This window comes from Mycolicibacterium arseniciresistens (assembly GCF_030519285.1).
Taxonomy (GTDB): Bacteria; Actinomycetota; Actinomycetes; order Mycobacteriales; family Mycobacteriaceae; genus Mycobacterium; species Mycobacterium arseniciresistens.
This window is the reverse complement of record NZ_JAUMSQ010000249.1, coordinates 1-13,863: the sequence shown is the minus strand read 5'-3', so window position 1 is coordinate 13,863 and position 13,863 is coordinate 1. Positions and strand designations below refer to the sequence as shown.

At 70.2% G+C, this 13,863-nt stretch carries 15 protein-coding genes; 13 read left to right on the top strand and 2 right to left on the bottom strand.

What is annotated here, in order from left to right; all coding sequences use genetic code 11:
• Positions 1-41 precede the first annotated feature (41 nt).
• Positions 42-650: a B-4DMT family transporter gene (locus Q2100_RS24205; RefSeq protein ID WP_302916100.1), complete on the bottom strand. Its 609-nt coding sequence runs from the start codon at positions 648-650 to the stop codon at positions 42-44.
• A 33-nt stretch (positions 651-683) separates the two neighbouring features.
• Between Q2100_RS24205 and Q2100_RS24200 the strand changes: the two genes are divergently transcribed.
• The 10 genes from Q2100_RS24200 (at position 684) to Q2100_RS24155 (ending at position 10,403) form a co-directional block, all read left to right on the top strand.
• A complete protein-coding gene (locus Q2100_RS24200) occupies positions 684-1,772 on the top strand; it encodes a M24 family metallopeptidase (protein WP_302916099.1) in 1,089 nt (362 codons plus the stop codon).
• A gap of 27 nt (positions 1,773-1,799) precedes the next feature.
• Positions 1,800-2,363 carry an elongation factor P gene (efp, locus tag Q2100_RS24195; RefSeq protein WP_264015699.1) on the top strand — a complete coding sequence of 188 codons (564 nt, stop codon included), beginning with the start codon at positions 1,800-1,802 and terminating at the stop codon, positions 2,361-2,363.
• Positions 2,364-2,383: 20 nt separating this feature from the next.
• Positions 2,384-2,869: a transcription antitermination factor NusB gene (nusB, locus tag Q2100_RS24190; protein ID WP_264015698.1), complete on the top strand. Its 486-nt coding sequence runs from the start codon at positions 2,384-2,386 to the stop codon at positions 2,867-2,869.
• Positions 2,870-2,876: 7 nt separating this feature from the next.
• Positions 2,877-3,428, top strand: coding sequence for a hypothetical protein (locus Q2100_RS24185; protein ID WP_302916098.1), 552 nt, complete (start codon positions 2,877-2,879; stop codon positions 3,426-3,428).
• 260 nt (positions 3,429-3,688) lie between these two features.
• On the top strand, positions 3,689-4,414 hold the full coding sequence (locus Q2100_RS24180) for a GntR family transcriptional regulator (RefSeq protein ID WP_302916102.1): 726 nt from the start codon (positions 3,689-3,691) through the stop codon (positions 4,412-4,414).
• Positions 4,411-4,641 (top strand): 4Fe-4S dicluster domain-containing protein, encoded by a 231-nt coding sequence (locus Q2100_RS24175; protein ID WP_264015696.1) that lies wholly within the window; start codon positions 4,411-4,413, stop codon positions 4,639-4,641. Before Q2100_RS24180 ends, Q2100_RS24175 begins: the two co-directional genes overlap by 4 nt.
• A gap of 38 nt (positions 4,642-4,679) precedes the next feature.
• Entirely contained in the window at positions 4,680-6,113 is a 1,434-nt protein-coding gene (locus Q2100_RS24170; RefSeq protein WP_302916097.1) for an ABC transporter substrate-binding protein, read from the top strand.
• A 71-nt stretch (positions 6,114-6,184) separates the two neighbouring features.
• Entirely contained in the window at positions 6,185-6,973 is a 789-nt protein-coding gene (locus Q2100_RS24165) for an ABC transporter permease (RefSeq protein ID WP_302916101.1), read from the top strand.
• Positions 6,970-7,725 (top strand): ABC transporter ATP-binding protein, encoded by a 756-nt coding sequence (locus Q2100_RS24160; RefSeq protein ID WP_302916096.1) that lies wholly within the window; start codon positions 6,970-6,972, stop codon positions 7,723-7,725. The genes Q2100_RS24165 and Q2100_RS24160 overlap by 4 nt, the downstream gene beginning before the upstream one ends.
• A complete protein-coding gene (locus Q2100_RS24155) occupies positions 7,725-10,403 on the top strand; it encodes a fumarate reductase/succinate dehydrogenase flavoprotein subunit (protein WP_302916095.1) in 2,679 nt (892 codons plus the stop codon). Before Q2100_RS24160 ends, Q2100_RS24155 begins: the two co-directional genes overlap by 1 nt.
• 4 nt (positions 10,404-10,407) lie before the next feature.
• Here Q2100_RS24155 and Q2100_RS24150 read toward each other — a convergent pair whose 3' ends face one another.
• A complete protein-coding gene (locus Q2100_RS24150) occupies positions 10,408-11,613 on the bottom strand; it encodes a serine hydrolase domain-containing protein (protein ID WP_302916094.1) in 1,206 nt (401 codons plus the stop codon).
• 112 nt (positions 11,614-11,725) lie between these two features.
• Here Q2100_RS24150 and pyrR point away from each other — a divergent pair, with 112 nt between their 5' ends.
• The 3 genes from pyrR to Q2100_RS24135 all read left to right on the top strand — a co-directional run.
• Positions 11,726-12,307 carry a bifunctional pyr operon transcriptional regulator/uracil phosphoribosyltransferase PyrR gene (gene pyrR / locus Q2100_RS24145; RefSeq protein WP_264015691.1) on the top strand — a complete coding sequence of 194 codons (582 nt, stop codon included), beginning with the start codon at positions 11,726-11,728 and terminating at the stop codon, positions 12,305-12,307.
• Complete coding sequence (locus tag Q2100_RS24140) at positions 12,304-13,251, top strand: aspartate carbamoyltransferase catalytic subunit (protein ID WP_302916093.1); 948 nt, start codon at positions 12,304-12,306, stop codon at positions 13,249-13,251. The genes pyrR and Q2100_RS24140 overlap by 4 nt, the downstream gene beginning before the upstream one ends.
• A partial coding sequence (locus tag Q2100_RS24135) for an amidohydrolase family protein (protein WP_302916092.1) occupies positions 13,248-13,863 on the top strand: 616 nt, incomplete at its 3' end. The genes Q2100_RS24140 and Q2100_RS24135, both read left to right, overlap by 4 nt.

The window sequence follows — 13,863 nt, the reverse complement described above, 5'->3', positions numbered from 1 at the left end:
CCACCCGCCAGCCGTGTACCTAACCTCTCAGGTCAGTACAGCTAGGGCTGCTGCTGGCGCGGGGTGGTCGGCTCGTCCGCCCGCTCGGTGCCGCCGCCCTGCGTGGCCACCGGCGTCGTCTGCTGAGTCTCGGTCCCGTCGTCCTGCCGGTCTCCACTGCGCACCGCGGCGAACACGTCGGTGTCGGCCCGGTCGTCGTCCATGCCCTCACGGCGGCGGGGCTGCTGGACCGCCTTGCGGTCCACCAGCCACCGGCCGATCGTGGCGCCGAGGATCGCGAACAGGAACGTCAGCAGCGCGGTGAACGCCGCGAATGTGGTGAGCTCGTTCAGCAGTCCCTCGACGTAGAGGTTCTTGTAGAAGATCCCGATGAACCACGCGACCAAGCCGCTGACGAAGCCGGCGAACAGCCCGGCCAGCAGCCAGGTCATCGCGAGGTCGGAACGCCGCTCGGGATCGGGGTTGCTGCGCGCGTCGGCCCGCCCGTCGATCAGCCCCCAGGCGAACACGGCGACGATGAACAGAAGGACGAGGACGACGCTGATGAGGGAGGCTTTCGTCTCCCACACATTGATCGCCGCTCCCTGCACCAACCGGACGATCACCATCAGGGCAGCGAAGACCAGTCCGCGCAGTAACCACTTGCTCATGAGGGCACAGCGTAGCGAGTACCGTCAGCGGCTGTGACTCATTCCCAGCGTAGAGATCGGTTACGCGCCCGCCTCGAGGCCGCCGACCTGGCTGCCATGCTGGTCACCGACCTGGTCAACGTGCGTTATCTGTCCGGTTTCACCGGCTCGAACGCCGCTCTGCTGATCCTCGCCGACACGCCGGGCGCCGTGCTGGCCACCGACGGGCGGTACCGCACGCAGGCCGCGCAGCAGGCACCCGACGTGGAGGCGGTGATCGAACGGGCGGTCGGGCCGTGCCTGGTGGCACGGGCCGGGGCGGCGCGGGTCGGCCGCCTGGGCTTCGAGAGTCACGTGGTCACTGTCGACGGTCATCGCGGACTGCTCGAGGCGGCGACGGACATCGAACTGGTCCGCGCGCCGCGCACCGTGGAGGCGCTGCGCGAGGTCAAGGATGCCGGGGAGATCGCGCTGCTGCGGCTTGCCTGCGAGGCCGCCGACGCCGCGCTGACCGATCTGGTGGAGCGCGGCGGGTTGCGGCCGGGCCGCACCGAGAAGGAGGTCGGCCGCGAACTCGAGTCACTGATGCTCGACCACGGCGCCGACGGCGTCTCCTTCGAGACCATCGTGGCGGCAGGCGCCAACTCGGCGATACCGCATCACCGGCCGACCGACGCCGTGCTCGCCACCGGTGACTTCGTCAAGATCGACTTCGGGGCGCTGGTCGCGGGTTACCACTCCGACATGACCCGCACCTTCGTGCTCGGGCGTGCCGAGCAGTGGCAGCGCGACATCTACACCCTGGTGTCCGACGCGCAGCGCGCCGGCCGTGAGGCGCTCGGGGCCGGGGTGGCCCTCAAGGACGTGGACGCCGCGTCCCGGCAGGTCATCGCCGACGCAGGCCACGCCGAGAACTTCGGCCACGGCCTCGGCCATGGGGTGGGCCTGCAGATCCACGAAGCGCCGGGAATCAACTCCATGGCCGCCGGTACACTGCTTGCTGGCTCCGCGGTCACCGTGGAACCCGGTGTCTACCTACCCGGCCGCGGCGGCGTCCGCATCGAGGACACGCTGGTCGTCAGTGAGGAATCCGACACCCCCGACTTACTCACCCGGTTCCCCAAGGAACTGGCCATCCTCTGACACAGAGAGCTAGGAGCAGTACCGACCGTGGCATCGACCGCCGACTTCAAGAACGGGCTCGTCCTCAACATCGACGGCCAGCTGTGGCAGATCACCGAATTCCAGCACGTCAAGCCCGGCAAGGGGCCGGCCTTCGTGCGCACCAAGCTCAAGAACGTGCTGTCGGGCAAGGTCGTCGACAAGACCTACAACGCCGGCGTGAAGGTGGAGACGGCGACCGTCGACCGCCGCGACGCCACCTACCTGTACCGCGACGGGTCGGACTTCGTCTTCATGGACTCCGAGGACTACGAACAGCACCCGTTGCCGGAGGCGCTGGTGGGCCGCGCCGCCGGCTTCCTGCTCGAGAGCATGGCGGTGCAGATCGCGTTCCACGACGGGGTGCCGCTGTACCTGGAGCTGCCGGTGACCGTGGAGCTCGTGGTCGCGTCCACCGAGCCGGGCCTGCAGGGCGACCGCTCCAGCGCAGGCACCAAGCCCGCGACCCTGGAGACCGGCGCCGAGATCCAGGTCCCGCTGTTCATCAACACCGGCGACAAGCTCAAGGTGGACTCGCGCGACGGCAACTATCTCGGTCGGGTCAATGCCTGACCGCACCGGAGGCCGGATCGATGCCTGACCGGCCTGACAAGGGCCGGCACCAGGCCCGTAAGCGGGCGGTCGACCTGCTGTTCGAGGCCGAGGCCAGGGGCATCAGCCCCGCCGAGGTCGCCGAGGCGAGAACGGCGTTGTCGCACACCCAGGCCGACGTCTTCGCGCTCAACCCCTACACCGTCACCGTGGCGCACGGCGTGACCGAACACCGCGCCCACATCGACGACCTCATCTCGGCGCACCTGCAGGGCTGGACGTTGGAGCGGCTGCCCGCGGTGGACCGGGCCATTCTGCGGGTCGCGGTGTGGGAGCTGCTGCACGCCGACGACGTGCCCCCGCCGGTGGCCGTCGACGAGGCCGTCGAACTGGCCAAGCAGCTGTCAACTGACGACTCGCCGAGCTTCGTCAACGGTGTGCTCGGCCAGGTGATGCTGGTGACACCGCAGATCCGAGCCGCATCCCAAGCCGTGCGGGAGGCGGTGCGGGGAACCCCGGAAGGCTAGGGACGTCATGGGGTCACCTCAGGACTGGGCGCCGTACTCCAGCGTGGAGGACGCGGCGCGGGTGTACCTGCGTGATCCCGAGCTGGCGCTCGACCAGCTGCGCGCCGTGGTCGACCTCCCGCAGATCACGTCGTTCATCATGTCCCGCGCCACAGCGGACGACTCGTGGAGCGACGAGGACGAGGTGCTGTGGCAGGAGGTCGTGCTGACCGACGGGTCGCGGTTGATCATGTGGCGGGCCGACGACTCGGTGTCGACCACCGGAGACCGTGAGCGCCGCGTGCTCGACGCCTCGGTGCGCACCATCTCGCTGTCGTCGATCACCGACCACGTGCTCACCACCGAATACGAAGTGCTCGACGACGGCACCCGCAGGCTGTCCGAGGTGCGGCTGCGCATGTACACCCAACTGATCACCCGGGCGCGGCAGAGGTCGGCCACCGAGACCGACGTGTACTGCGAGTCGTTCCGCTACCACAAGACCGTCGACAACGGCGGTCTGGCGCAGATGCAGCGGCTCCTGCAGTTCGGCCGGGTGCTGTCGCGCTGCATGCGCTGAGCCGCAGCCGCAGACCCCGCGAGGGCGCCGCTTTTCGCTCAGCGCGATTGCAATGCCCCGGCCCAGCCCGGAGGTGGCGCATTCGCCGGAGGTACGGCTGATTCAGCAGGTCGGCGACGGTGCGGCACGGCGCAATGGGCGGCCGCGGCCCGCGCTGACCGCTCGCAGCGGGAAGGCCTTGCGGAAAGCGCCTTAACGTGATTCGCGTGTCGCACGCCCCAGCCGGTCACGAACCGGGCCATGAAGCGGGAGCCATCCCGTTGCCCGGGCGGCGTGCCCGCGCGGACCGGGCCCGGCAGGTGGCCGACGTGATTCGCCATCAGATCCACGCCGGCGCCTACGCCGACGGGCTTCCCGCCGAGCAGGACCTGGCCGCCGAGTTCTTCGTCTCCCGCAACACCGTGCGCGAGGCGCTCGCGGTGCTGAAGAACGAGGGCCTCATCGACCGCGGGCCACGGGTCGGCACCCACGTCGCGGTCCGCAAGTACGACCACGGACTCGACGCGCTGGCCGGTCTCAAGGAGACGTTCAAGGGCTACGGCGAGGTGCGCAACGAGGTCCGGGCGGCGATGCGGCTGGCCGCCCCGCCCGCAGTGGCGCGCCGGCTGCAACTCCCGCCCGGCGCGCAGGTGGTGTTCGTGGAGCGGCTGCGCTATCTCGGTGACCTCCCGCTCTCCCTCGACCTGACCTACCTCACACCCGACATCGGGGAGCAGGTGCTCGAACACCGGTTGGAGAACAACGACGTGTTCGCCCTCATCGAACAGGTCAGCGGGCAGCGCCTCGGCGCGGCGACGCTGGCGCTGGAAGCGGTGTCGGCGGACCCGCATTCGGCGGCGACGCTGCAGGTGCCCGACGGCGCCGCGCTGCTGATGCTCGAACGCCTCGCCAGTCTCGACGACGGCAGGCCCGTCGACCTGGAGTACATCCGCATGCGTGGTGACCGGATCACCATGCGCGGCAACCTGATCAGGAGTGACTCATGACGCTGGTGAACAACCAACGCGCCGACGTCCCGGTGACGATCGACGAATCGCTGTGCATCGAGGGCTGCACCCTGTGCGTCGACGTGTGCCCGCTCGACTCGCTGGCGATCAACCCGGAGAACGGCAAGGCGTTCATGCACGTCGACGAATGCTGGTACTGCGGCCCGTGCGCGGCCCGCTGTCCCACCGGCGCCGTCACGGTCAACATGCCCTACCTGATCCGTTAGTCCGGCTCGTCAGCCCCGACCTCCCAGGACACCCGCACATGAAACGCACCATCGCCGTGGCGCTCGCCGCCGCCACCGTCGGCTCGCTGGCCGCGTGCTCGCTGGACTCCCAGTCGCAATCCGATGGCACCGTCAACGTGGTCATCGGCTACCAGTCGAAGACCATCAACACCGTCACCGCCGGAACCCTGCTGAAGGCCAAGGGTTTCCTGGAGCAGCGGCTCGCCGATGTCAGCGAGTCCACCGGCGTCGACTACAACGTGCAATGGCAGGACTACGACACCGGTGCGCCGATCACCGCGCAGATGGTCGCCGAGAAGATCGACATCGGCTCCATGGGCGACTACCCGCTGCTGATCAACGGCTCCAAGACCCAGGCCAATGAGCGGGCCCGCACCGAGTTCGTCTCCGTCACCGGCTACAGCCCCACCGGGTCGCTGAACATGATCGTGGTGCCGCCGGATTCGCCGATCAGGTCGGTCACCGACCTGAAGGGCAAGAAGGTCTCGGCCAGTGTGGGTTCGGCCGGGCACGGCACCCTGGTCCGGGCGCTCGACAACGCTGGCATCGACCCCAAGACCGGCGTCGAGGTGCTCAACCAGCAGCCGCAGGTCGGCGCCTCGGCTTTGGAATCCGGTCAAGCGCAGGCGCTTTCGCAGTTCGTCGCGTGGCCGGGGCTGCTGGTCTTCCAGGACAAGGCGAAGCTGCTCTACGACGGCGCCGAGGGCGACTATCCCACCTTCCACGGCGTCGTCGTCCGGCGTGACTACGCAGGCCGGCACCCCGAGGTGCTCGACGCCTTCCTGCAGGCCCAGCTCGACGCCACCGACTTCCTCAACGACAAGCCGCTGGAATCGGCGAAACTCGTCGCCGAGGGCAGCGGGCTGCCCGAGGAGGTCGTCTACCTCTACAACGGCCCGGGCGGCACCAGCTTCGACACCACCCTCAAGCCGTCGCTGATCGAGGCCTTCAAAGGCGATGTGCCCTACCTGAAGTCCATCGGCGACTTCGCCGATCTGGACATCGACGGGTTCGTCTCCGACGAGGCGATCCGCAAGGCCTTCGCCGAACGCGGAGTCGACTACGACGCCGCACGCGACAGCACCGCCAACCCTTCGGTGATCCGCGGCCGGGACCCGGTGTGCAACGCCGACGTCACCGATCCCCGGCTGGCGGGTGAACTCTGGCTCGACGGCCGCGACGCCACCCAGCCGGCGGCGAACCCGGGATGCCTGCTGCGCGCCGTGCGCGAGGCCACCGCCCGCGGTGAGAACGTCCGGGCGGCCTACGTGTCCGACACCGAGTACGGCACGCGGTGGTTCGCCGACAAGTCCGTCTGGGTGCGCTCAGGTGATCAACAGCGGCCTCAGTACCTGCCGTTCGGCACGCTCGCCGGCGCTCAGCGTTACACCGCAACCCATCCCGGGGCGACGGTCGTGGACTACCAGCAGGCGCTGGCGGGTGCGGTGTGACCGCCCCGCCGGCGGTGCTGACCGCTGATGAAGCCGCCGTCGCCGTACCGGCAGCACCGTCCCGACCTGCGCTGCGGCGCCGGCCCCTTGCCTCATGGGCGGTGCGCATCGCGTCGGTGGCTGCCGCCATCGCGCTCTGGCAGCTGCTGACCGCCAATGACGTGCGGCTGTGGCTTCGCTTCGACACCCTGCCGACGGTCACCGAGGTGATCGCCGCATTCGGAAGCCGCCTCGGCACCCAGGACTACTGGCTCGACCTCGGCCAGTCACTGATCCGGATCCTCACCGGCTTCGCGCTGGCCGCCGTCGCCGGCGTGGTCACCGGCATCATGCTCGGCCGCTCGCCGAGGTTCGCCAACGTCTTCGGCCCGCTGGCCGAACTCGCCCGGCCCATCCCCGCCATCGCCATCGTGCCCGTGGCGATCCTGCTGTTCCCGACCGACGAGGCCGGGATCGTGTTCATCACCTTCCTGGCCGCGTACTTCCCGATCATGGTCAGCACCCGGCACGCCGTGCGCGCGCTGCCCACGCTGTGGGAGGACTCGGTGCGCACCCTCGGCGGCAACCGCTGGGACGTCATCAGCCGGGTCGTGCTGCCCGGCATCCTGCCCGGCGTGTTCGGCGGGCTGTCGGTCGGCATCGGCGTCGCATGGATCTGCGTCATCTCCGCGGAGATGATCTCGGGCCGGCTCGGCGTGGGATACCGCACCTGGCAGGCCTACACCGTGCTGGCCTACCCGCAGGTGTTCGTCGGCATCATCACCATCGGGGTGCTCGGATTCGCCACCTCGGCCGCCGTCGAACTGATCGGCCGCCGCGTCACCCGCTGGCTGCCCCGCGGTGAGGGGAGTAACCGATGACCGGCATGAACCTCACCCTGCGGGACCTCGTGCTCAGCTACGGCGGCGCGCCGGTCATCGACGGCCTCGACCTCGACGTGCGGCCGGGGGAGATCCTGGTGCTCACCGGCCCGTCGGGATGCGGCAAGTCGACGGTGCTGCGGGCGCTGGCCGGCCTGCTGACGCCCGACGCCGGCGAGGTGCTCGCCGACGGGGCGCCCGTCACCACGACGTCGCGGGACCGGGCGATGGTGTTCCAGGACAACGCGCTGCTGCCGTGGCGCACCGTGCAGTCCAATGTCGAGTTGGCGCTCAAGCTGGCCGGCCGGCCACGGCAGGGCAGGCGCGACGAGGCGCTGAAGTGGATCGCCGATGTCGGCCTCACCGGCTTCGAGCGCTACCTGCCCAAAAGCCTGTCCGGCGGGATGCGCCAGCGGGTCCAACTGGCACGCGGTCTCGCCGGGGAGCCGCGCGCGGTGATGATGGACGAGCCGTTCGGCGCGCTGGACGCCCAGACCCGGACCACCATGCAGGAGTTGCTGATCGACACCTGGCGCGCGCATCCCACCACCGTGGTCTTCGTCACCCACGACGTCGACGAGGCCCTGCTGATCGGCGATCGCATCGCGGTGCTCGGACGGGCCGGGCAACCGCTGCGGGCGCTGCTGGACGTGCCGAGCCCACGCGACCACACCGTCGACCGCACCGCGCTACGCGCCGAGGCGATCTCGAACCTGGGCACCGCCCCCGACCACCCGGAGCTCGTCAGTTGATGGACATCCCCACCCTCGCCCCCGAGCCCACCCGGCTGGACTGCGACGTGCTGGTCATCGGTGGCGGCACCGCGGGCACGATGGCCGCGCTGTCGGCCGCCGAACACGGCGCGCGGGTGCTGCTGCTGGAGAAGGCCCACGTCCGGCACTCGGGCGCGCTGGCCATGGGCATGGACGGCGTCAACAACGCCGTCATCCCCGGCAAGGCGACGCCGGAGGACTACGTCGCCGAGATCACCCGCGCCAACGACGGAATCGTCAACCAGCGCACCATCTATCAGACCGCGACTCGCGGATTCGCGATGGTGCAGCGGCTGGAGCGCTACGGCGTGAAGTTCGAGAAGGACGAGCACGGCGAGTACGCCGTGCGCCGGGTGCACCGGTCCGGTTCCTACGTGCTGCCGATGCCGGAGGGCAAGGACGTCAAGAAGGCGCTCTACCGGGTGCTGCGGCAACGGTCGATGCGCGAGAAGATCCAGATCGAGAACCGTCTGATGCCGGTCCGCGTGCTCACCAGCGGTGGTCGGGCCGTGGGCGCCGCCGCGTTCAACACCCGCACCGGCGAGTTCGTCACCGTCGCGGCCAAGGCCGTGGTGCTCGCGACCGGGGCGTGCGGACGGCTGGGACTGCCGGCGTCGGGCTACCTCTACGGCACCTACGAGAACCCGACGAACGCAGGCGACGGCTATTCGATGGCCTTCCACGCCGGCGCCGAGCTGTCCGGAATCGAGTGCTTCCAGGTCAATCCGCTCATCAAGGACTACAACGGCCCGGCATGCGCCTACGTCGCCAACCCGTTCGGCGGCTACCAGGTCAACGCCCTCGGTGAACGCTTCGTCGACTCCGACTACTGGTCGGGCCAGATGATGGCGGAGGTCAAGCAGGAGATCGAGTCCGCCCGCGGGCCGATCTACCTCAAGGTGTCGCACCTGCCCGACGAGACGCTGTCGGCGCTGGAGAACATCCTGCACACCACGGAGCGGCCGACCCGGGGCACCTTCCACGCCAACCGCGGTCACGACTACCGCACCCACGACATCGAGATGCACATCTCCGAAATCGGTTTGTGCAGTGGCCATTCCGCGTCCGGTGTCTGGGTGGACGAGCATGCGCGCACCACGGTGCCCGGACTCTACGCGGCGGGCGACCTGGCGTGTGTGCCGCACAACTACATGATCGGCGCCTTCGTCTACGGCGACCTGGCGGGATCGCACGCCGCGGGCACGCTCGCGGACGTACCGGTTCCCGCCGCCCTGCCGCGCGACCAGCTGCAGGAGGCGCACGACCTCATCTACCGGCCGCTGCGGCATCCGTCCGGGCCGCCACAGCCGCAGGTCGAGTACAAGCTGCGCCGGTTCGTCAACGACTATGTGGCGCCGCCGAAATCGGCCACCAAGCTGTCGATCGCCGTGCAGACGTTCGAACGGATGCGCAGCGAGATCGCCGGGATGGGCGCCACCACGCCGCACGAGCTGATGCGTGCGGTGGAGGTGTCGTTCATCCGCGACTGCGCGGAGATGGCCGCCAGGTCGTCGCTGACCCGCACCGAATCACGCTGGGGGCTCTACCACGACCGTGCCGACCTGCCCGGCCGCGACGACGAGAACTGGCGCTACCACCTGAACCTGCGCAAGACCGCCGACGGGTCGATGGAGTTCCTCAAGCGGCCCGTCGCAGCGTATTTCGTGCCGGTGCCGGGTCTGGACCATCTGCCGTCGGATGCCCCGGTGACCACGGTGGCGCAGCCGGAGCTGGTCGGGGGCCGCGCCCCGCTGGACGAGAAGATCAGGCCGCGCGAAGTAGCCGCCGAACCGCCGTCTCCGCGCATCGCGGCGGTGCTCGCGCTGGAGGAGCCCTCGGTGGCCGACCTCGCCGGGTACCTCATTGATCCCGATCCGGGGGTGCGGCGCACGGCGGTGGCCACGCTGGTCGAGGTACTGCCGGACGGCTACGCCGACGGGCTGTTCCGCGCACTGGGCGACGAGGCGCCCGAGGTGCGTGGCGTTGCGGCCGAGAGCGTGCGTGAGCTGGTCGAGGTGCTACCGGCACCCGAAGTCGTTGCGGTTCATCTGCGCTCGCCGGACGCGGTGGTGCGGGCCGTCGCCCTCTATCTGCTCAGTTCGCGGCGGGTCGGTGCGGCGGACGCCTATCGCGAGGCGCTGTCCGACGCCGACCACCGGGTCCGCATCGAGGCGGTGCGGGCGCTGGTGTCGGTCGACGACGTCGACGGGGTCGCAGCGGGCGCCACCGACGAGAACCGTGAGGTGCGCATCGCCGTCGCCAACGGCCTTGGCACCCTCGGGGCGGGCGCCGACGCGGTCCGCGCCCTGATCGACGACGCCGACCCGCTGGTGCGCGCGGCCGCGTTGGCCGCCATGGGGGCGATCGGATGGGGCGCCGACGACGGACCGACGGTCGAGGGCGCGCTCGCCGCGTCGGCCTGGCAGATCCGCCAGGGCGCGGCGCGGGCGCTGGCGGGTGCTCCGTCGCCCTCGACGGCCGTGCCCCCGCTGTCGCGGGCGTTGGCCGATCCGCACCTGGACGTCCGCAAGGCCGCGGTGCTCAGCCTCACCCGGTGGGCGTCCTCCGAGCAGGCCGCCCGCGACGCGCTGGGCCTGGCGCTCGACGACGGTGACGCCGACGTCCGTGCCTACGCGCGCCGGGCGCTGGCCGGCTGAGGGCTCACAGGTCGAGCGCCTGGTACGTCCGGCGGACGAACTTCGGTTGCACGGACTGCAGGGTGAGAAGCGACGTGTTGCCCGCCACGGCGGCCGCCGCGTCGGCGCCGAAGTTGGGCAGATTCTGGATCAGGTAGATCAGGATCATGTCGGCGGCGGGGTCGGCCTGCCACCACGTCCCGTACGCGCCGGGCCAGCCGAAGGTGCCCGCCCCGCCGGGCCCGAACAGCTGTCGTGACTTGGCCGGGTCGGTGACCACCGACAGGTTCAGCCCGAAGCCGCGCCCGATCCAGAACGGCATGCCGAGGAACGGGTGGCGCTTCTGCTCGGGAGTGAGCCGGTCGGTGCGCATCGACCGCACCGACTCCTCCGAGAGCACCCGCACGCCGTCGACGGTGCCGCCCTCCAGCAGCATCCGGGCGAAGCGCAGGTAGTCGTCGGCGGTGGAGAACAGGTTCGCCCCGCCCATGCAGAACGGCGGCGGCGTGGTGGTCGGCGGCCCCATCGCATCGTGGCTGAGCGTGTCGTCATCGGTGAGCTTGTACATCGTCGCGACCCGGCCGCGGTTGCGCGGATCCACGAAGAACCCGGTGTCGGCCATGCCGAGCGGCCCGAGGATCCGTTCGGTCATGACGTCCTGCAGCGTCGCGCCCTCGATGCGTTCGAGCAGCACGCCGAGCACGTCGGTGGCGTTGCTGTAGGTCATCCGGTCGCCGGGATGGTGCTGCAGCGGCAGGGCGGCGATCTCGGCGAGCCAGGCGTCCGGCGACTGCTTTGCCGAGATGCGGCCGTAAGCGCGCGCGAGCGGCCCGGTGACCGAGAAGAAGTACGCGAGTCCGCTGCGGTGGGTCATCAGGTCGTCGACGGTGATCGGGCGGCGGGCCGGGTGCGTGCGGTCCAGCGGCCCGCCCGGGGTGTCGAGCACCCGCAGGTCGGCCAGTTCGGGCAACCACTTCGTCACCGGGTCGGTCAGGGCGAGCTTGCCCTCCTCGACCAGGGCCATGGCCGCGGCCACCGTCACCGGTTTGGTCATCGACGCGATGCGGAACACCGTGTCGCGCCGCATCGGCAACCCGGCCTCGATGTCGCGGTGGCCGATCTCGTTGACCTGCTCGATGCGTCCGCCGCGCCACACCAGGGTCACCGCGCCGGCGAGCACCCCGGCGTCGACCGCGTCCCGGATGGAGGCCTGATTACCACTGAGATTCACCTAGCCAGGCTAGCCAGCGCGGGCGGGCGCCGCCGCGGTGGTAGGCTCCGCGGCAGTTTGACATCCTTTAACGATCCGTCCGGCGAGGCGGAGAAGGAGGTCTGGATCGCGCGTGGGCAGTCCTGACACCCCCGACCGGGAATTGATGACGGCGGCGGACGTGGGCCGCACCATTTCCCGTATCGCGCATCAGATCATCGAGAAGACCGCACTCGACGGCGGCGCCGATGCGCCCCGCGTGGTGCTGCTCGGCATTCCCACCCGCGGCGTCACGCTGGCGGCGCGGCTGGCGGCCAACATCAGCGAGTTCTCCGGCGTGACCGTGGGCCACGGTGCGCTGGACATCACGCTGTACCGCGACGACCTGGCAGGCAAGCCGCCGCGCCCGCTCGAGGAGACCTCGATCCCCGCGGGCGGCATCGACGGTGCGCTGGTGATCCTGGTCGACGACGTGCTCTACACGGGGCGTTCGGTGCGCTCGGCGCTGGACGCGCTGCGAGACATCGGCCGGCCCCGGATCGTGCAACTCGCCGTGCTGGTGGATCGTGGGCACCGCGAACTGCCGCTGCGGGCCGACTACGTCGGCAAGAACGTGCCCACCTCGCGGAGCGAGAACGTCAAGGTGCGGCTGGTCGAGAACGACGGCGGACGCGACGGCGTGTCCATCGCACCCCAGGGAGGGCCGAAAAGGTGAAGCATCTGCTCTCTGCCGCCGACCTGAGTCGCGACGAGGCCACGGCGATCCTCGACGACGCCGACCGGTTCAGCCAGGCGCTGCTCGGCCGTGAGGTCAAGAAGCTGCCGACGCTGCGCGGCCGCACGGTGATCACGATGTTCTACGAGAACTCGACCCGCACCCGGGTGTCGTTCGAGGTGGCGGGCAAATGGATGAGCGCCGACGTGATCAACGTCAGCGCATCGGGATCCTCGGTCGCCAAGGGGGAGTCGCTGCGCGACACCGCGCTGACACTGCGGGCCGCGGGCGCCGACGCGCTGATCATCCGCCATCCCGCTTCCGGTGCGGCGCAACAGCTCTCGGAGTGGACGGCGGAGCCCAATGGCGGCCCGAGCGTGATCAACGCCGGTGACGGCACCCACGAGCACCCGACCCAGGCGCTGCTCGACGCGCTGACCATCCGCCAGCGGCTCGGCAGCATCGAGGGCAGGCGGGTGGTGATCGTCGGCGACGTCCTGCACAGCCGGGTCGCCCGCTCCAACGTGTCACTGCTGCACACCCTCGGCGCCGAGGTGGTGCTCGTGGCGCCGCCGACGCTGCTGCCCGTCGGCGCGAGCGAGTGGCCGGTCACGGTGTCGCACCACCTCGACGCCGAACTGCCCGGCGCCGATGCGGTGCTGATGCTGCGGGTGCAGGCCGAACGGATGAACGGCGGCTTCTTCCCGTCCAGCCGGGAGTACTCGGTGCGCTACGGCCTGTCGCAGAAGCGTCAGGCGCTGCTGCCGGGCAATGCCGTCGTTCTGCATCCCGGGCCGATGCTGCGCGGGATGGAGATCGCCTCCTCGGTGGCCGACTCGTCGCAATCCGCTGTGCTGCAACAGGTCTCCAACGGCGTGCACGTCCGGATGGCCGTGCTGTTCCATCTGCTCGTCGGCGCCGAAAAGGAGGCGATCAGCGCATGAGTGCCACTGTCCTGATCCGGGGCGTCCGCCCCTACGGCGAAGGTGAACCGGTCGACGTGCTGGTCGACGACGGCCAGATCGCCGAGATCGGCGCCGGGCTCGCCGTTCCGGACGACGCAGACGTGATCGATGCCAACGGGCACATCCTGCTGCCGGGTTTCGTCGACCTCCACACCCATCTGCGCGAACCCGGCCGCGAGTACGCCGAGGACATCGAAACCGGTTCGGCCGCAGCGGCGCTGGGTGGATTCACCGCGGTGTTCGCGATGGCCAACACCGATCCCGTCGCCGACAGCGTGGTGGTCACCGACCACGTCTGGCACCGCGGGCAGGAGGTCGGGCTGGTCGACGTGCACCCCGTCGGCGCGGTCACCGTCGGCCTGGCCGGAACCCAGCTCACCGAGATGGGCATGATGGCCGCCGGGGCCGGGCAGGTCCGGATGTTCTCCGACGACGGCATCTGCGTGCACGACCCGCTGATGATGCGGCGTGCGCTGGAGTACGCCACCGGCCTGGGCGCTTTGATCGCCCAGCACGCCGAGGAGCCGCGGCTGACCGTCGGCGCCGTCGCCCACGAGGGTCCCACTGCCGCGCGGCTCGGACTGGCCGGCT

Excerpts from the sequence above, each read along its gene's own strand:
- Q2100_RS24205 (WP_302916100.1), bottom strand. The coding sequence starts at position 650 with ATGAGCAAGTGGTTACTGCGCGGACTGGTCTTCGCTGCCCTGATGGTG.
- nusB (WP_264015698.1), top strand. The coding sequence starts at position 2,384 with ATGCCTGACCGGCCTGACAAGGGCCGGCACCAGGCCCGTAAGCGGGCG.
- Q2100_RS24185 (WP_302916098.1), top strand. The coding sequence starts at position 2,877 with ATGGGGTCACCTCAGGACTGGGCGCCGTACTCCAGCGTGGAGGACGCG.
- Q2100_RS24175 (WP_264015696.1), top strand. The coding sequence starts at position 4,411 with ATGACGCTGGTGAACAACCAACGCGCCGACGTCCCGGTGACGATCGAC.
- Q2100_RS24170 (WP_302916097.1), top strand. The coding sequence starts at position 4,680 with ATGAAACGCACCATCGCCGTGGCGCTCGCCGCCGCCACCGTCGGCTCG.
- Q2100_RS24160 (WP_302916096.1), top strand. The coding sequence starts at position 6,970 with ATGACCGGCATGAACCTCACCCTGCGGGACCTCGTGCTCAGCTACGGC.
- Q2100_RS24155 (WP_302916095.1), top strand. The coding sequence starts at position 7,725 with ATGGACATCCCCACCCTCGCCCCCGAGCCCACCCGGCTGGACTGCGAC.